Source organism: Pseudomonas bharatica, assembly GCF_048586865.1.
Classification (GTDB): Bacteria; Pseudomonadota; Gammaproteobacteria; order Pseudomonadales; family Pseudomonadaceae; genus Aquipseudomonas; species Aquipseudomonas bharatica.
Window position 1 is genome coordinate 63,823 of the sequence record NZ_JBMAWR010000014.1, and the last position, 15,658, is coordinate 79,480.

The following is a 15,658-nucleotide window of genomic DNA, read 5'->3' on the forward strand; positions in this document are numbered from 1 at the left end:
GAGCTGGCTTGCCAGCGATGAGGCCCTGAGGGACACAGCCGAACCCGAGGCATTAGCATGAAACTCCTGAAAACCCTGTTGGGCACCGCCCTCGTCACCCTCTCGTTGCTCACCCACGCCGCCGACAAACCCCAGCCCATCCACTTCGGCGACATCACCTGGGAAAGCGGCAGCTTCATCACCGAGGTCCTGCGCCTGCTGGTGGAAAAGGGCTACGGCTACACCACCGACACCCTGCCCGGCAGTACCGTCAGCCTCGAAGCGGGGCTGGCGAAAAACGATATCCAGGTGATCGGTGAAGAGTGGGCCGGCCGTAGCCCGGCCTGGGTCAAGGCCGAAGCCGAGGGCAAGGTATTCGGCCTCGGCGATACGGTGAAGGGCGCCACCGAAGGCTGGTGGGTGCCGGAATTCGTCGTCAAGGGCGATCCCGAACGCAATCTCCCGGCCCTGGCGCCGGACCTGAAATCGGTTGCCGATCTGCCGCGCTACGCCAAGCTGTTCCAGGATCCGGAAGCCCCGGACAAGGGTCGCTTCCTCAACAGCCCCACCGGCTGGACCTCGGAAATCGTCAATAGCCAGAAGCTCAAGGCCTATGGCCTGACCGACAGCTTCGTCAACTTCCGTACCGGCTCCGGTGCGGCGCTGGATGCCGAAGTGGCCTCTTCGATCCGCCGCGGCAAGCCGGTGTTGTTCTACTACTGGTCGCCGACCCCACTGTTGGGCCGCTACAAGCTGGTGAAGCTGGAAGAGCCGCCATTCGATGCCGAAGCCTGGAAAACCCTGGCCAACGCCAATCATCCCAATCCCCGGGGCAGCCGCTCGATGCCGGCACGCCTGGCGATTGGCGTGTCCGCACCTTTCCATGCCCAATATCCGGAGCTGGTGGACCTGTTCGGCAAGGTCGATCTGCCCATCGAGCTGCTCAACCAGACCCTCGCCCGCATGAGCGAAAAACGCCTGCAACCTCGCGCTGTTGCCGAGGATTTCCTGCGTGACCATCCACAGGTCTGGAGCGCCTGGGTGCCAGCCGACGTCGCCGCGAAAGTCAGCGGGAGCCTGTGATGAGCAGCGTGCATGAACCGATCTACATCGATTTTCTGAATGGTCTCGACGTCGCCGAACTGAACCTCGACAACGACGAAATCCTCGCCGCCGTCGAAGCCGGGCTGGCTTTGCAGGGGCAGGGCGAGGCGGTGATCGAGCCACGTACCCACCTGATTCCCGGTGCCGGGATCAATGGTCATTTCAATGTGCTGCGCGGCGTGCTCGGTGGTGGGATCGGCCGGGCCGGGGTCAAGGTGGTCGGTGATTTCGTCGACAACTATTGCCAGGGCCTGCCGTCGGAGCTGGCGATTCTCAACCTGCTGGACCCGGCCACCGGTGTGCCGAAGGCGATCCTCGATGCCTCGGCGATCACCGATATGCGCACCGGTGCACTGACCGCCATCGGAGCCCGGCACCTGGCCAGGCCCGGCAGCAAGGTGCTGGGGCACATCGGCGCGCGGGGCACGGCGTACTGGAATGTGCGCCTGCTGGATCACCTGTTCGATTTCGACGAGATCCGCGTGCATTCGCGTCGGGTCGAGAGCCGCGAAGCCTTCGCCGAGCGCCTGCGTCGTGACCTGGGCAAGCCGGTGGTGGTGACCGAGGACTGGGAGAGCACCGTGCGCGGCGCCGATATCGTGGTCGAAGCATCGCGGCTGGAACGGCCCGAGCCGTTGTTGCGCACCGAGTGGATCGAGCCGGGCGCCTTTGTCGTGCCCTACGGCACCATGAGCGCGGTGGAACTGTCGCTGACCGACATCATGGACAAGCTGGTGGTGGACGATTGGGGACAATGCAAGGGTGGGCAGTTCGGCTCGCTGCGTGCCCATGTCGAGGCAGGGCGGCTGAGCGCGCAGACCTTGCATGCCGAACTCGGGCAGATCGTCGCCGGGCTGAGGCCGGGGCGCGAGCATCCGGACGAGACCATCCTGTTCTGGCATCGCGGCTTGAGCCTGAGCGATATCGCCCTCGGCCATGCCTTGCTGGACAAGGCCCGGCACTTGGGGATTGGCCAGCGGTTGCGTTGGGCATGAGGCCCATCGAGCGTTTGCTGGCGGTGGTGGATGGCGAGGTGTCGGCGCGACTGGATGAAGGTATGCGAGGGCGCATCGACGCCGGGCATGCCTTGTTGCTGGAACTGATCGCAGCGGGTGCGCCCATCTATGGTGTGACTACCGGGCTGGGGGCTGCGGTGGATCACGCGCAGGGCGATGCCGGGTTCCAGCAGCGCATTGCTGCCGGCCGGGCGGTGGGTGTGGGGCGGCTGGCGTCGCGGCGGGAGGTACGGGCCATCATGGCGGCGCGGCTGGCCGGGCTGGCCCTGGGACGCTCGGGCATTTCTCTCGCCAGTGCCATGGCGCTTGGGGATTTTCTGGATCACGGCATTCACCCCGAGGTGCCGTTGCTCGGCTCGCTTGGGGCAAGTGACCTGGCGCCCCTGGCCCATGTGACCCTGGCTTTGCAGGGGCAGGGCTGGGTCGAGTATCACGGCGAGCGCTTGCCAGCGGCTGAAGCCTTGCAGCGGGCCGGGCTGGCGCCGTTGGTGCCACGGGACAAGGACGGCCTGGCGCTGGTCTCGGCCAATTCGGCAAGTATCGGGCTGGGGGCCTTGCTGGTCAGCGAGACGCAGCGGTTGCTGGACCGGCAGCGGGGTGTGCTGGCGTTGTCCTGCGAAGGTTATCGCGCTGGTGTGGCACCGTTTCAGGCGGCGCACTTGCGGCCCGCGCCGGGGCTGGTGGAGGAGTCGACAGCGTTGCTGGCCTTGCTCGAAGGCGGCGATCGGCAGGCGCGGCGATTGCAGGATCCGTTGAGCTTTCGCTGTTCCACGGTGGTGCTGGGGGCGGTACGTGATGCACTGGCGCGGGCCCGGGACATCGTCGTGATCGAGCTGCAGAGCGGGGCGGATAACCCGGCGCTGGTAGTGAAAAGCCGTGAGGTGCTGGTGACGGCGAACTTCGACAGTACCCATCTGGCGCTGGCATTCGAAGGTTTGGGGCTGGCCTTGAGCCGACTGGCGGTCGCCAGTGCCGAGCGAATGGCGAAGCTCTTGTCGCCTGGGTCCAGCGAGTTGCCGCACTCCTTGAGTCCGCGTCCGGGCAGTGTCGGGCTGGCGGCCCTGCAGCGCACGGCTGCGGCGCTGGTGGCGGAGATCGTGCACCTGGCCAATCCATTGCCGGCGCTCAGCGTGCCGGTGGCGGACCGGGTCGAGGATTACGCGGGGCAGGGGCTGGCGGTGGTGGAGAAGACCGCGCGGCTGGTGCAACGGGTGGAGTGGCTGGTCAGGATCGAGGCGGTGGTGGCGGCGCAGGCGGTGGATCTGCGGGCGGGGATCACGCTGGGTTCGGAGGCGTCCGCGATCTACCGGCAAATCAGGCAGGTGGTGGCGTTCGTGGAGGACGACAGGGCCATCGATGTGACCGGGGAATTCTGGGGCCGCTAGCGCGGCCCAATCGCTGGCAAGCCAGCTCCCACAGTTTGATGTAGGGCTTCAGATCTGCGCGGACCCTGTGGGAGCTGGCTTGCCAGCGATGAGGCCCCAACGGCCACCGCCATGGCGCTCGGTCATCGCCGCCAGGATATCCACCGCGCTATGCCCCTGCTCGATGGCAATCCCGAACCTGATGCTGTCGATCAACCGCTCCAGCCGTTTCGGGCAATCTCGTTGCTCCCGGCTGATCAAGCGCTTGGCGACCACGCGCCCGTGTTCATTGGACAGGGTCAGCATGATGCTGCCGTCCAGGCGTTCGATGCTGAGGTTGACCCGGTACTCGTCCGAGAAGGCATCGCTGATCTGCTGAAAGGGATTGTGCATGGTGCTCACCTGACAAGGACATGCATCGATTGACTAAGCGCTCGATGGGTAGTTCCACAGGGTTGCAAGGCCCGGGCCGAGTGGTCATGTCAGTTCACAGATCTTTCGGTGCCCACCATCCCTGTGGGAGCTGGCTTGCCAGCGATAAGGCCCGAAAGATCGCCATCAATGCCCGGTAGCCCCCACCAGCACCGGGCATCCCACCTGATCGATCACCTTCCCGCTCACCGACGGATCCAGCAACCGCCCCAGCCGCGACAGGTGCCGGTGGCCCATGACGATCAACTCCACACCCAGCTCTCGCGCCGTACCAACGATCGCCTCCACCGGCTCGCCGGTCACCAGGCTGCCGGTGCAATCGCCGAACCCGGCCGTGCGCAGCGCCTTGACCGCCTCGCCGACCGCCCGCTCGGCCAATTGCTGTTCGTCGCAGGCCGCCGGGTATTCCTCCAGCTCGCCCCGGGTGTAGGGCGCAGGATGATCATGCACCGCGAAGGTGCTGTCGATCGCCAACAGCACATGCAGACGGTGCAGTTCAGGGCGGCAGTAGCGGCGCGCCAGGTCAAGCAGGGTGCTGCAGGCGGGAGAGGCATCAATGGCGATCAGTACCGGACTGGACATGCGGATTCCTTGGAAAGGAGCAGGAAACGGCATTCTCCGCCCATCGCCGCGCCCCGATAAATGGCCTGCCATGCACTGGAATGTTGCGTCCGGCGCAATCCAGCCAGCTGTTAAGATCGCATTTTCATCACTCGACAAACGGAAGCCGGCATGCAACTCCCGGACATGAACCTGCTGGTCGCCCTCGACGCCTTGCTCGACGAGGGCAGCGTGGTTGGCGCCGCCCAGCGCATGAACCTGAGCCCGGCGGCCATGAGCCGGACCCTGGGGCGTATTCGCGAAGCCCTGGGTGATCCGATCCTGGTCCGTGCCGGTCGCGGCCTGGTGCCGACGCCGCGGGCCCTGGCCCTGCAGGAGCAGGTGCGGGGGCTGGTGGAGCAGGCCGGGCAGGTCTTTCGCGGTGGCGACGAGGTGGACCTGCTCAACCTCGAGCGTGCCTTCAACATCCGCACCAACGATCTGTTCATCGCCTTGTATGGCGCGCAACTGCTGCGCGCCATGCACGAACAGGCACCGCGCACCGTGCTGCGCTTCGTTCCGGAAAGCGGCGGCGACGACGACGCAGTGCTGCGTGACGGACGCACCGACCTGCTCATCAGTTCAAGCATCGAGCTTGGGCCGGAGATCAAGGTGCAGAGCCTGTTCAATACCATCTACGTTGGCCTGGCGCGACGTGACCACCCGATCTTCGACAAGGAGATCACGCCTGAAACCTTCGCCGCCTATCCGCAGATCAGCGTGTCGCGCCGTGGCCGGGCCAACGGGCCTATCGATGTCGAACTGGCCAACTACAAGGTGCAGCGGCGAGTGGCGCTGATTACCCCGAGCTTCCACTCGGCGATGTTCTCCTTGCCGGCTTCGGACCTGATCCTGCCGATGCCGGCCAACATCCTCAACAGCGTGCACCGGCTCGGCTTGCCGCTGCGCTCCTTCGAGATTCCGCTGCCGATGGAGCGGGTAACGGTGATGCAGGCCTGGCATCCACGCTTCCATAACGACCCCGCCCACCGCTGGCTGCGCCAGACCTTGAAGGCCTGTTGCGCAGTGGATCCGTGAGGCACGGATTGCGTCTGGCGCAACTGTAAGCTGTCGAGAAGTCAGTTTTCGTCAGCATTCGAGGTTTCTAGACTTTCTCCAGTCAATTTGTTGCTGGAGATTTCAATTGTCGTCCTTATCCACCCCTCTTGCCGCGCCTGTCGTTGCTGCTCAAACGACGGCCCCGGCGCAGCCGGCCTTCGGCCTGCAGGTGGTGGTCGGGCTGTTCGGCGTGTTGCTGGCGGTGCTGTGCGCCGGGCTCAACGAGATGGTGACCAAGATCTCCCTCGCGGACATTCGTGGTGCCATGGGCATCGGTGCCGACGAGGGCGCCTGGCTGGTCGCGGCCTATGCCGCTGCGTCCGTCTCGGCCATGGCCTTCTCACCGTGGCTGGCCACCACCTTTTCCCTGCGTCGCTTCACCTTGTCCGCCATCGCCCTGTTTGCCGTGCTCGGGCTGCTGCAGCCTTACGCCCCGGACCTGTACAGCCTGATGCTGCTGCGCATCCTCCAGGGGCTGGCCAGCGGTGCCCTACCGCCGATGCTTATGAGCGTGGCCCTGCGCTTCCTGCCGCCGGGGATCAAGGTCCATGGCCTGGCCTGCTATGCCCTCACTGCCACCTTCGGCCCCAACCTGGGTACGCCCCTGGCCGGACTGTGGACCGAATATGTTGGCTGGCAGTGGTCGTTCTGGCAGATCATCGTGCCGTCGTTGCTGGCGATGTTCTGCGTCGGCTGGGGCCTGCCCCAGGACCCGCTGCGCCTGGAGCGTTTCCGGCAACTGGACTGGCGCGGCGTGCTGCTGGGCCTGCCGGCGATCAGTTCGCTGGTGCTCGGCCTGAGCCTTGGCGACCGCTGGGGCTGGTTCGATTCGCCGCTGATCTGCTGGCTGCTCGGCGGCGGCCTGGTGCTGCTGGTGCTGTTCATGTTCAACGAATGGTCCGAGCCGCTGCCGTTCTTCCAGTTGCGCATGCTGGGCCGGCGCAACCTCAGCTTCGCCCTGGTGACCCTGGCCGGGGTGCTGATCGTGCTCTCGGCGGCGATCAGCATTCCCTCGACTTACCTGGCCCAGGTCCAGGGTTATCGCCCGGCCCAGACCAGCCCGCTGATGCTGCTGGTGGCCATGCCGCAACTGATCTCGCTGCCGCTGGTGGCGGCGCTGTGCAATATCCGCGCAGTGGATTGCCGCTGGGTCCTGGCGTGCGGCCTGGGGCTGCTGGCCCTGGCCTGCCTCGGTGGCACCCAGCTGACGTCGGCGTGGATCCGCGACAACTTCTATGTCCTGCAACTGCTCCACGTGTTCGGCCAGCCGATGGCCGTGCTGCCGCTGCTGATGCTCTCCACCAACGGCATGAGCCCGCAGGAAGGGCCGTTCGCCTCGGCCTGGTTCAACACGGTGAAGGGCCTGGCGGCAGTGGTCGCCGGTGGCCTGCTGGATGCCCTCGGCACCCTGCGCCGGCATTTCCACTCCACCCACCTCAGCGACAGCCTGGGCAACGCGCCCTTGCTCGACGACAGCGCCGCCGGCCTTGCCGGGCGCATCCATGAACAGGCCCTGGTACTGACCTCGGCCGACCTGTACCTGGTCATGGCCTGCATCGCCGTGGCCCTGATCTGCCTGATTCCTTTCGTGCCTACACGGGTCTACCCACCGCGCGCGGTGGCCTGAGCCCGGATGAATTCGAGATTTGCCGACATGACCCCTACCCGCAAGAACATCCTTATCGGCTCGGTGCTCGCCATCGCCGTCCTCGCTGCCCTCGGCGGCCCGCACCTGCTGGGCAGCGACCAGCGGCAGAGCACCAACGATGCCTATGTCAGTGCCGACTACACCGTGGTCGCGCCCAAGGTGGCCGGTTTCATCAAGCAGGTGCTGGTCGAAGACAACCAGCAGGTCCAGGCCGGGCAACTGCTGGCGACCCTCGACGACCGCGATTACCAGGCTGCCCTCGATGCAGCCCAGGCGCAGTTGCTGGTGGCCCGGGCGCAAAGCGCCGATGCTCGTGCCACGCTTGAGCGCCAGGCTTCGCTGATCGCCCAGGCCGAAGCGGCGGTCAAGGCGGCGCAGGCGGAAGCGGCCTTTGCCGATCATGAAACCACCCGCTACAGCCGCCTGGCCGAGCAGGGCGCCGGTACCGTGCAGAATGCCCAGCAGGCGCGCAGCCGCGTGGACCAGGCCCGTGCACGGCTGGCCAACGCCCAGGCCGCCTTGCTGGCGACCCGCAAGCAGGTGGACATCCTCGAAGCCCAGGTAGCCAGCGCCGACGGCCAGCTCAAGCGGGCCGAAGCGGGTGTGGAAAAGGCCAACCTGGACCTGTCCTACACCCGCATCGTCGCCCCGGTGGACGGCATGGTCGGCGAGCGGGCGCTGCGCGTCGGTGCCTACGTCAACCCAGGAGCGCGCCTGCTCTCGGTGGTGCCGCTGGACCGCGCCTATGTCGTCGGCAACTTCCAGGAAACCCAACTGACCCATGTCCAGCCCGGCCAGCCGGTGAGCATCAGTGTCGATACCTTTGCCGGCGAAACCCTGCGCGGCCATGTGCAAAGCATCGCACCGGCCACCGGGGTGACCTTCGCCGCGGTCAAGCCTGATAACGCCACGGGCAATTTCACCAAGGTGGTCCAGCGCATTCCGGTGAAGATCGTCTTCGATGCCGACCAGCCGCTGCTAGAGCGCCTGCGGGTCGGCATGTCGGTCGAGGCGGTGATCGACACCCGGGGCGATACCCTGGATGGCAAGGAGGTCAGCGCACGATGAGCCAGCTGTTTCGCTTGACCCCGATCGTGCTCGGCATGCTGCTCGCCGGCTGCACCCTGGGCCCCGACTTCCAGCGCCCGGATAGCCAGGCGCCACAGCAGTGGACGCCCTTGCAAGGCGAGGCGGCGGCCAGCCGGCCGACGGCCGAGCCGCTGGACCTGCGCTGGTGGCAGAATTTTCACGATGCCCGTCTCAGTGCGCTGATCGAGAAGGTCGTGGCCAACAACCTCGACCTGCGCATGGCCAGCGCGCGCCTGCTGCAAAGCCGTGCCTTGCGCAGCAGCATCGCCGCCGATGAAACGCCATCGCTGGGCTTCAGCGGCGGCTACAGCCGGGCGCGCAATAGTGCCGAAGGGCTGAACGATCCGTCCGGGAATTCAGGCAAGGCCGCCTACAACCTTTGGCAGGGCGATCTGGTCGCCGGCTGGGAGCTGGACCTGTGGGGCCGGGTACGGCGTCAGGTCGAGGCGGCCGATGCTGGCGTGGAGGTGGCCGAGAACGACCGTCGCGGCGTGTTGCTGGCGTTGCTGGCGGAGACTGCGGGCGACTACATCCAGCTGCGCGCGGTGCAGCACACCCTGGCGGTGACGCGCGACAACCTGAAGGTCGCGCAACACAGCCTCAAGCTGTCCAATGACCGTCAGGTCCAAGGGGTCGCTACCCGTCTCGATGTGGCCCAGGCCAGTGCCCAGGTGGCCTCCATCGAGGCGCGCCTGCCGACGCTTGAAGCGCGCCAGGCCGACCTGATCAACGCCATCGGCCTGCTCGCCGCCGAACCCCCGCGCACCCTGCAAGGCGAGCTGCTGGAAAACGCCGAATTGCCCGCGCCGCAGCAGCGCTTCGCGATCGGTGTGCCGTCGCAACTGGCCGAGCGCCGGCCGGATATCCGCCAGGCCGAGGCCCGCCTGCATGCCGCCACGGCCAGCATCGGCGTGGCCAAGGCGGACTTCTACCCAAGTATTCGCTTGTCCGGGAATTTCGGTTTCCAGGCCATGCAACTGAGTGATTTCGGCGCCTGGGACTCACGGCGCTTCGCCATCGGTCCGCAGGTTTCCCTGCCGCTCTTCGAAGGCGGGCGCCTGAGCGGTGTGCTCGAACTGCGCGAGGCACAGCAGCAGGAAGCGGCGCTGAACTACCGCAAGGTGGTGCTCGGCGCCTGGCATGAAATCGACGATGTGCTACGCCTTTACAACGCCAGCCAGTTGCGTCGCGACCATCTCGCCGAGGCGGTCAGGCAGAACCGCATCGCGCTGGACACGGCACAGCGGCAATACGTCGAAGGCGCGGTGGATTTTCTCAATGTGCTGACCGTGCAAGGGGCATTGCTCGCCAGCGAGGAGCAATGGATCGACAGCTCGGCGGCGGTGTCGCAGGCGCTGGTGGGGTTGTACAAGGCGCTGGGTGGCGGCTGGCAGGCCTTCGATCTGGCTGAAACACCACAAATGGCCCAGTACCACTAAACCCTGTGGGAGCGGGTTCACCCAATCTCCGTCGTTCTTTCGATTGATCTAACACCAGGAGGCCCACATGCAAACCTGTGGGAGCTGGCTTGCCAGCGATGAGGCCAGGATGAACAACACATCCATAAACTGTTGCATATCAGCTGGGAACTGCACCGACTTCCGACTTTCTTGCAGGTAATTTCCCAAGCATACTCCCGGACCCTGACTGGTGGTTGCGTCATCTGGAAACCGTACCTAGTCTTCGCGGGTCGTTGCGGTAATGACGACCGGTTTTGACAGACCGTTTTCCAGACGCCAGTGCTTATGGCAGCTGTGCGTGTGGGCGTCTTCGGGCGCGCCGGGCACCTGGACCGGTCTGTCAACCCACGTACAGCTGCCACCATCCGTTTGACAGCAGGTAGTGGCAGCTCCGTTTGTTTCCAGGAGCTAAACCATGAAGAAAATCGTTCCTGATCCACCCCCAACGCTCTGTGTCGGTCCAGGTCTCTCCCATGAGGAAGCCATCACCCGGGCTGCGGAACATCTCAACAGAGCGATACTTCGCGCTGCCTATCTTCCCGACCCTCCCGAAGCACACCACCGTGAAATGCTCAGCGACGCCTTGCTGAACATGCGGATCTCCAAGGCATTGCTGGCCATCGCCCAATCGCCATCGTCGGTAACCATCGCGGTGTGAAGAAAGGCCGCAGAGTGATCTGCGGCCCTTTCCGGGGTGTTGTTGATGAGCGCCTCACAAAGCCCGATTCAACCCAAACTTCTTCTTCAGTACCCCCTGCAACAACCGCGAAGGCAACAGGTTCGCCAGCAGCGGCAACGCCCGGCTGCCATTGCCCAGCCTGACCAGCCCCGGCACCGGCGTCTTGCGCACCGCCGCCAGTACACCGGCAGCGAACTCGCTGGCTGGCGTCGGCCGGTCCTGCGAGGCACGCGCCCGTGCCCGAATATTCTCGCGCAATGGCCACCAGGCCGATTCCGGTGTCAGCACCTGCTCTGCCTCATGCCCGGCATTGCTGGCGAAACTCGACTGGATCGCCCCCGGTTGCACTTCCATCACCCTGACGCCGAATGGCGCCAGTTCCAGGCGCAGGGCATCGCTCAGGGCATGTACCGCGGCCTTGGATGCGCAGTAGGCGCCGGCGAAGGGCGTTACCAGTACTCCGGAGACGCTGCCGATATTCACCACCAACCCGCGCGCGCGACGCAGCGCCGGGAACAGCGCGCGGGTCACCCCGACCACGGCGAAGACATTGGTCTCGAACTGCCGCTGCATCGCTTCGACCCCGCCATCCAGCAACGGGCCCATGGCGCCATAGCCGGCGTTGTTGATCAGCAGGTCAAGGCCGCCATGCTCGGTGTCGATGGCTTCGGCCAGTTGTTGCAGCGCGCGGGCATCATTGACATCCAGCGGACAGGCGTGGAAACCGGCGGCGGCGAGTTTTTCCACATCCCCGGCCTTGCGCGCGGTGGCCCAGACCGTATAGCCGGCATCGCGGAACGTGTCGGCGAGGGCGCGGCCGATGCCGCTGGAGCAACCGGTGATCAGGGCGACAGGCATGGTAGGCGGTCCTTCGTGTCTAGGGAGAAGAGCCCGATCATACCGGTTCATCCGCATCATGCACCTCAATACAGAAAGCGCAGGGCCCTCCTGATCGCCATCATGCTCACCGCGTTGATCACGCTGGGCCGGCAACCCCGGCTTGGCAGGAGAATCTGTGCCGGCAGCCTTTCGATACCAATGTCGTCAAGCAGGAGACTTAGCGTCCGGTCCTGCTCCGGGGAGCCGTAGTCGTCGAGATCGAACTGATAGAAGACGAATTGCGGATAGATCGGCGTATCGCGGCGAACCTCTTCCAGGAGGTCGCAACTGAGGCGGTCGCTGGCCGAGCCGACCAGGATCATGCCGGGGGCGTCGCGTTCATCGGTTTCCAGCAAGCGCGCCAAGGCATCGACTCCATTCAAAGGGCGGACGTCCATGGGCTTTCTCCTTCATGGTGAGCCTTCACCAGCTAATTGAAGCCCCGACGCACGCATCGCGAAACTGACAAAAATGCTAGTTGGCAAAGCTGCCTTGCAGGTGTTCGGCGCGGAATTCGAGGGTTTGCGGGCGATAGCCGGAGCGCAGCGGCGGCAATGGCAGGCAGTCGCTCCAGTCGGCGCCGGCCTGGAGTTCGCCGGGGCCGCGGTAACGCGGCGCGGCGTAGGTGTTTTCGGCAAGATTGACGCTGTCGCCGGGCGCATAGGCGGCGACGCGCCAGCGCAACTCGGTGAGTGGCACATCATTGCCATTGTTCATGCGGACCCGCAGCGGGCGTCCGGCGGGGCATTCCTGCGGCAGGTAGTCCAGGCGCAGTTCCAGGCGCGCCAACTGGCGAGCCTCGCGGGTGTCCAGCCACGCCACCCAGCCGCCTACCATCACCAGCCCGAGCAGCGCTGCCAGCGACACCGGCAGTGCCTTGGCCGGGTAACGCAGCAACAGGACCAGCCAGGTCAGAACAAGGAGGATGCCGATGAACATGATGGATGCCCCGGGAAAGACGATCCTTCGATCCTAACGACAAGGGGCCGGCCTGTCATATGAATGAGCGGGCCGGCCCCTTTCGTTTACCGCTTACTGCGCGATGGTCTTGATCGAAACCCCACGCTCGATCGGCGTGGAGCGCCCGTAGATGTCCTCGAAGCGTTCGATATCGTCCTCGCCCAGGTAGCTGCCGGATTGCACCTCGATGATCTCCAGCGGGATCTTGCCCGGATTGCGCAGGCGGTGGACGGAGGCGATGGGGATGTAGGTGGACTGGTTTTCGGTGAGCAGGAAGACGTTTTCGTCACAGGTCACTTCGGCGGTGCCGGACACCACGATCCAGTGCTCGGCACGGTGGTGGTGCATCTGCAGCGAGAGGCTGGCGCCGGGCTTGACCGTGATGTGCTTGACCTGGAAACGCCCGCCCATGTCCACCGAGTCGTAGGAACCCCACGGCCGGTAGACCTCGCAGTGGGTCTGGGTTTCGCTGCGGCCCTGGGCATCCAGGGTGTTGACCAGTTGCTTGACCCCCTGAACCTTGTCCTTGTGGGCGATCATCATGGCGTCCTTGGTTTCGACGACCACGATGTTCTCCAGGCCGATCACCGAGACCAGCTTGCCGTTGCCGTGGATCATGCAGTTGTGGCTGTCCTGCACTACCACATCGCCCTTGGTGACGTTGCCGTTGTCGTCCTTGGGGTGCACGTCCCACAGCGACGACCAGCAGCCGACATCGCTCCAGCCGGCGGTCAGCGGCACCACGCAGGCGCGCTGGGTCTTTTCCATCACCGCGTAGTCGATGGAGTTGTCCGGGCAGCAGGCGAAGGTGGCTTCGTCGATGCTCAGGCTGTCGCCGTCTTCCTGGCTGCGCTCGAGGGTCAGCAGGCAGGTGTCGTAGATGTCCGGATCGTGCTTTTTCAGCTCTTCGAGGAAGCGGCTGGCGCGGAACAGGAACATGCCGCTGTTCCAGAAGTAGCCGCCGCTCTGGACGAATTCGCGGGCGCGCTTTTCATCGGGTTTCTCGACGAACTGGGCGACCCGGCTGATGCCCTCGGGCAGCAGCGCGTCCTGGCTGGAACGGATGTAGCCGTAGCCGGTTTCCGGCTTGGTCGCAGGGATGCCGAACAGCACCATCTCGCCACGCTCCGCGGCCACGGTGGCCAGGGCCAGGGCGCGTTGCAGGGCTTTCTGGTCATCGATCACATGGTCGGCCGGCAGCACCAGCATCAGTTCGTCACGGCCTTCATTGACCAGCTTCATGGCGCTCAGGGCCACCGCTGGCGCGGTGTTGCGGCCGAAGGGCTCCATGAGGATGGCCTGGGTCTGCAGGTTCAGGCTTTGCAGTTGTTCGTTGACGATGAAACGGTGGTCCTTGTTGCACACCACGATGGGTGCGTCCATGCCTTCGAAGACCAGGCGCGAGAGGGTTTGCTGGAACAGCGTGTGCTCACCGGTCAGGGCGAGGAACTGCTTGGGGAACTGCTTGCGCGACAGGGGCCACAGGCGCGAACCGTTACCGCCGGACAGGATGACTGGAATCATGGTTTTGCTCTCCGAATCTAAAAGTTGGGCAGTGGATTAACGGGTCGCTACCGGGCGCTTGACCCAGACCGGGGACAGGTTGCTGCCCGAGCCGGTGACGTAGAGCACGGCGGCTTCACCGCGCTCGAGGGCGACCGGTTTCAGGTCGCTGACTTTCTTGTCGCCTTCGTACAGGGCCAGGTTGACCTTGACCGGGTTGATCTCGCGCTCGCCACGGCTGGCGGCGGCCACCGGCTTGACCACTTCGGTCTTGCCGTCGGCGGTCTTCAGGGTCAGGGCCTGGTCACTGAGGTTCTGCACCCGCACCAGGGATTTCTGCTTGTTGCGGAATGGCGGTTCTTCAACCAGCTGCGGCTTGCCGTTGGCGTGGTTGACCAGGGTGTAGTAGTGGTCGGCCGCCAGCTTCACCGGCAGGGTGGCGTTACCCACCTTGGCGCTGTAGTCGCCTTGCGGCATGAAGCTGAAGTCGCTGCTGGCCTGGGCCCCCACCTGGTTGATCGGGGTGTTGCCGACGCTGGCGGCGACCGGCTGGCTGGAGGCGTTGTACAAACGCACGAAGGTCGAGCCCTTCGGCGCGCTCGGGCCGTAGAGCGCGGCGTCGCCGCCGGCCCAGGCTTGCAGCGAGGCGAGGGTGAGGCCGGCAGCGAGGGCGCAGGCTTTGGCGATACGGTGCTTGGACGTGTGCAAGGTCATGTGCATTTCCTCTTAGTGTTCGGTCCGGTTGGACGTCAGGGCCAGCTCTTGATTGGCGTTGCGGGTTTTCTTCAGTTGCGCGATCCATTGCGGGTCGAAGCCGCTGAGGTCGTTCTTGATTGGCAGATAACGCTCGGGGAACTCCCAGACCACGAGTTGCGGCGGGCTGTTCTTGAATTCATCGCTTTGCAGGTACTTGAGCATCGGCAGGATCGGCCCGTGGCCGTCCTCGGCGTAGTTCGCCACGTCGCTGCGCAGGGCCTGCTGCAGGGCGCCGACGAAGTTCCAGTTGGGGTTGGCGCTGTAGCTGGTACCGACCAGTGCCACGGGGATCTGCTTGTCGGCGAACAGCGCATCGTCACCGCCGTCGTCGGCGGCACGGGTGCTGCGCTTCTGCAACTGGTCCGGCTTGGGCAGCAGCTCGGTGAACAGCGGGTCCAGCGGCAGGAAGTTGGTCAGGTCGCCCTTGTACGGCGTCTGTTCCTGGTTCTCGGTGATGAAAGTCTGCGGCTGGCCGTTGAGCAGGGTCTGCCGGGCCACGGCCTCGGCCAGTTGCTGGGCGGCGACTTCCGCGCCCATGGGCGTCCAGTGGCTGTCGGTGCGCAGGAACACCTGGCCGCGGGCCTTGGCCGCTTCCAGCGGACCGAACAGGTCGGGGGCGAAGATGTTGGCCTGGCGCGCCTGGGCGTGGAACGCGTTGTACAGGTCATGGTGGACGCTGGCCGGGGTCTTTTCGCCGAGGTACTCGGGATAGACCCGGGCCTTGGCCGGGATGATCGCCAGTACCAGTTCCACGCCGTGCTGACGCAGGGTGTCGCGCACGCCACGCAGCAGGGCCAGGTTCTCGTTGCGGCTCAGTTCACCGTCGGCTGCCGGCTTGAACTCCTCGTCGCTGAACAGCCACTGGTCGCGGCCCAGCACCACGCCGGGGCGGCCTTCGTTGAACAGCTTGAAGTCCAGCGCCGCCCACAGGTTGGTGCCGATGCGCTTGAGCGGGAACTGCTCGTCGTAGTGGGTTTCGGCGGCCTTGGCCAGCTTGCCGTCGAGCAGGCTCATCTGCGCCGTGCGCTGGAAGCCGGCGAGCCCGCCGAGGGACCACAGCCCCAGGGCGGTGAGCAGGGCGAGGAACAGCAGCGAGTAAAGGATGCGAAGTGATCGGGTCATGGTCGGCT

The 15,658-nt window shown here is 65.3% G+C and carries 16 protein-coding genes; 8 read left to right on the forward strand and 8 right to left on the reverse strand.

Features of this window, described 5'->3' with window-relative positions; translation table 11 throughout:
- Positions 1 to 57 precede the first annotated feature (57 nt).
- Genes ACKLLE_RS16745 through ACKLLE_RS16755 form a run of 3 tightly spaced genes read left to right on the forward strand, consistent with a single transcriptional unit; the run spans position 58 to position 3,484 of the window.
- On the forward strand, positions 58 to 1,062 hold the full coding sequence (locus ACKLLE_RS16745) for an ABC transporter substrate-binding protein (protein WP_064302403.1): 1,005 nt from the start codon (positions 58 to 60) through the stop codon (positions 1,060 to 1,062).
- Complete coding sequence (locus ACKLLE_RS16750; RefSeq protein WP_420058573.1) at positions 1,062 to 2,078, forward strand: ornithine cyclodeaminase family protein; 1,017 nt, start codon at positions 1,062 to 1,064, stop codon at positions 2,076 to 2,078. Before ACKLLE_RS16745 ends, ACKLLE_RS16750 begins: the two co-directional genes overlap by 1 nt.
- Positions 2,075 to 3,484 (forward strand): HAL/PAL/TAL family ammonia-lyase, encoded by a 1,410-nt coding sequence (locus ACKLLE_RS16755; protein ID WP_064302405.1) that lies wholly within the window; start codon positions 2,075 to 2,077, stop codon positions 3,482 to 3,484. Before ACKLLE_RS16750 ends, ACKLLE_RS16755 begins: the two co-directional genes overlap by 4 nt.
- Before the next feature lie 48 nt (positions 3,485 to 3,532).
- On the opposite strand, the gene ACKLLE_RS16760 is transcribed toward ACKLLE_RS16755, so the two are convergent.
- Together ACKLLE_RS16760 and ACKLLE_RS16765 are read right to left on the reverse strand one after the other, a co-directional pair.
- Positions 3,533 to 3,856, reverse strand: coding sequence for a DUF3509 domain-containing protein (locus ACKLLE_RS16760; protein WP_064302406.1), 324 nt, complete (start codon positions 3,854 to 3,856; stop codon positions 3,533 to 3,535).
- Between the two features lie 165 nt (positions 3,857 to 4,021).
- Complete coding sequence (locus ACKLLE_RS16765) at positions 4,022 to 4,477, reverse strand: universal stress protein (RefSeq protein ID WP_420058574.1); 456 nt, start codon at positions 4,475 to 4,477, stop codon at positions 4,022 to 4,024.
- Positions 4,478 to 4,627: 150 nt separating this feature from the next.
- On the opposite strand from ACKLLE_RS16765, the gene ACKLLE_RS16770 reads away from it, so the two are divergent.
- The 5 genes from ACKLLE_RS16770 to ACKLLE_RS16790 all read left to right on the forward strand — a co-directional run bounded on the left by ACKLLE_RS16770 (position 4,628) and on the right by ACKLLE_RS16790 (position 10,409).
- Positions 4,628 to 5,533, forward strand: a complete 906-nt coding sequence (locus tag ACKLLE_RS16770) for a LysR family transcriptional regulator (protein WP_064302408.1) — start codon at positions 4,628 to 4,630, stop codon at positions 5,531 to 5,533.
- A 106-nt stretch (positions 5,534 to 5,639) separates the two neighbouring features.
- Entirely contained in the window at positions 5,640 to 7,181 is a 1,542-nt protein-coding gene (locus tag ACKLLE_RS16775) for an MFS transporter (protein ID WP_420058575.1), read from the forward strand.
- 27 nt (positions 7,182 to 7,208) lie between these two features.
- Positions 7,209 to 8,270, forward strand: a complete 1,062-nt coding sequence (locus tag ACKLLE_RS16780; protein ID WP_064302410.1) for an HlyD family secretion protein — start codon at positions 7,209 to 7,211, stop codon at positions 8,268 to 8,270.
- A complete protein-coding gene (locus ACKLLE_RS16785; RefSeq protein ID WP_420058576.1) occupies positions 8,267 to 9,730 on the forward strand; it encodes an efflux transporter outer membrane subunit in 1,464 nt (487 codons plus the stop codon). Before ACKLLE_RS16780 ends, ACKLLE_RS16785 begins: the two co-directional genes overlap by 4 nt.
- Positions 9,731 to 10,166: 436 nt before the next feature.
- A complete protein-coding gene (locus tag ACKLLE_RS16790; protein WP_081263132.1) occupies positions 10,167 to 10,409 on the forward strand; it encodes a hypothetical protein in 243 nt (80 codons plus the stop codon).
- Between the two features lie 54 nt (positions 10,410 to 10,463).
- On the opposite strand, the gene ACKLLE_RS16795 is transcribed toward ACKLLE_RS16790, so the two are convergent.
- From ACKLLE_RS16795 to ACKLLE_RS16820, 6 genes are all read right to left on the reverse strand, one after another.
- Positions 10,464 to 11,288, reverse strand: a complete 825-nt coding sequence (locus ACKLLE_RS16795; protein WP_420058577.1) for an SDR family oxidoreductase — start codon at positions 11,286 to 11,288, stop codon at positions 10,464 to 10,466.
- A gap of 65 nt (positions 11,289 to 11,353) precedes the next feature.
- The gene (locus tag ACKLLE_RS16800; protein ID WP_420058578.1) at positions 11,354 to 11,707 is read right to left on the reverse strand and encodes a hypothetical protein; all 354 of its coding nucleotides are present in this window, start codon (positions 11,705 to 11,707) and stop codon (positions 11,354 to 11,356) included.
- A 76-nt stretch (positions 11,708 to 11,783) separates the two neighbouring features.
- Positions 11,784 to 12,248: a multidrug transporter gene (locus ACKLLE_RS16805; RefSeq protein WP_420058579.1), complete on the reverse strand. Its 465-nt coding sequence runs from the start codon at positions 12,246 to 12,248 to the stop codon at positions 11,784 to 11,786.
- Between the two features lie 93 nt (positions 12,249 to 12,341).
- The gene (locus tag ACKLLE_RS16810) at positions 12,342 to 13,793 is read right to left on the reverse strand and encodes a mannose-1-phosphate guanylyltransferase/mannose-6-phosphate isomerase (protein ID WP_009395044.1); all 1,452 of its coding nucleotides are present in this window, start codon (positions 13,791 to 13,793) and stop codon (positions 12,342 to 12,344) included.
- A gap of 36 nt (positions 13,794 to 13,829) precedes the next feature.
- Entirely contained in the window at positions 13,830 to 14,486 is a 657-nt protein-coding gene (locus ACKLLE_RS16815) for an alginate O-acetyltransferase AlgF (protein WP_009395042.1), read from the reverse strand.
- A gap of 12 nt (positions 14,487 to 14,498) precedes the next feature.
- Positions 14,499 to 15,650, reverse strand: coding sequence for an alginate O-acetyltransferase (locus ACKLLE_RS16820; RefSeq protein WP_064302416.1), 1,152 nt, complete (start codon positions 15,648 to 15,650; stop codon positions 14,499 to 14,501).
- Between the last annotated feature and the right edge of the window lie 8 nt (positions 15,651 to 15,658).

Excerpts from the sequence above, each read along its gene's own strand:
- ACKLLE_RS16745 (WP_064302403.1), top strand. The coding sequence starts at position 58 with ATGAAACTCCTGAAAACCCTGTTGGGCACCGCCCTCGTCACCCTCTCG.
- ACKLLE_RS16750 (WP_420058573.1), top strand. The coding sequence starts at position 1,062 with ATGAGCAGCGTGCATGAACCGATCTACATCGATTTTCTGAATGGTCTC.
- ACKLLE_RS16755 (WP_064302405.1), top strand. The coding sequence starts at position 2,075 with ATGAGGCCCATCGAGCGTTTGCTGGCGGTGGTGGATGGCGAGGTGTCG.
- ACKLLE_RS16760 (WP_064302406.1), bottom strand. The coding sequence starts at position 3,856 with ATGCACAATCCCTTTCAGCAGATCAGCGATGCCTTCTCGGACGAGTAC.
- ACKLLE_RS16765 (WP_420058574.1), bottom strand. The coding sequence starts at position 4,477 with ATGTCCAGTCCGGTACTGATCGCCATTGATGCCTCTCCCGCCTGCAGC.
- ACKLLE_RS16770 (WP_064302408.1), top strand. The coding sequence starts at position 4,628 with ATGCAACTCCCGGACATGAACCTGCTGGTCGCCCTCGACGCCTTGCTC.
- ACKLLE_RS16780 (WP_064302410.1), top strand. The coding sequence starts at position 7,209 with ATGACCCCTACCCGCAAGAACATCCTTATCGGCTCGGTGCTCGCCATC.
- ACKLLE_RS16785 (WP_420058576.1), top strand. The coding sequence starts at position 8,267 with ATGAGCCAGCTGTTTCGCTTGACCCCGATCGTGCTCGGCATGCTGCTC.
- ACKLLE_RS16790 (WP_081263132.1), top strand. The coding sequence starts at position 10,167 with ATGAAGAAAATCGTTCCTGATCCACCCCCAACGCTCTGTGTCGGTCCA.
- ACKLLE_RS16795 (WP_420058577.1), bottom strand. The coding sequence starts at position 11,288 with ATGCCTGTCGCCCTGATCACCGGTTGCTCCAGCGGCATCGGCCGCGCC.
- ACKLLE_RS16800 (WP_420058578.1), bottom strand. The coding sequence starts at position 11,707 with ATGGACGTCCGCCCTTTGAATGGAGTCGATGCCTTGGCGCGCTTGCTG.
- ACKLLE_RS16805 (WP_420058579.1), bottom strand. The coding sequence starts at position 12,248 with ATGTTCATCGGCATCCTCCTTGTTCTGACCTGGCTGGTCCTGTTGCTG.
- ACKLLE_RS16810 (WP_009395044.1), bottom strand. The coding sequence starts at position 13,793 with ATGATTCCAGTCATCCTGTCCGGCGGTAACGGTTCGCGCCTGTGGCCC.
- ACKLLE_RS16815 (WP_009395042.1), bottom strand. The coding sequence starts at position 14,486 with ATGACCTTGCACACGTCCAAGCACCGTATCGCCAAAGCCTGCGCCCTC.
- ACKLLE_RS16820 (WP_064302416.1), bottom strand. The coding sequence starts at position 15,650 with ATGACCCGATCACTTCGCATCCTTTACTCGCTGCTGTTCCTCGCCCTG.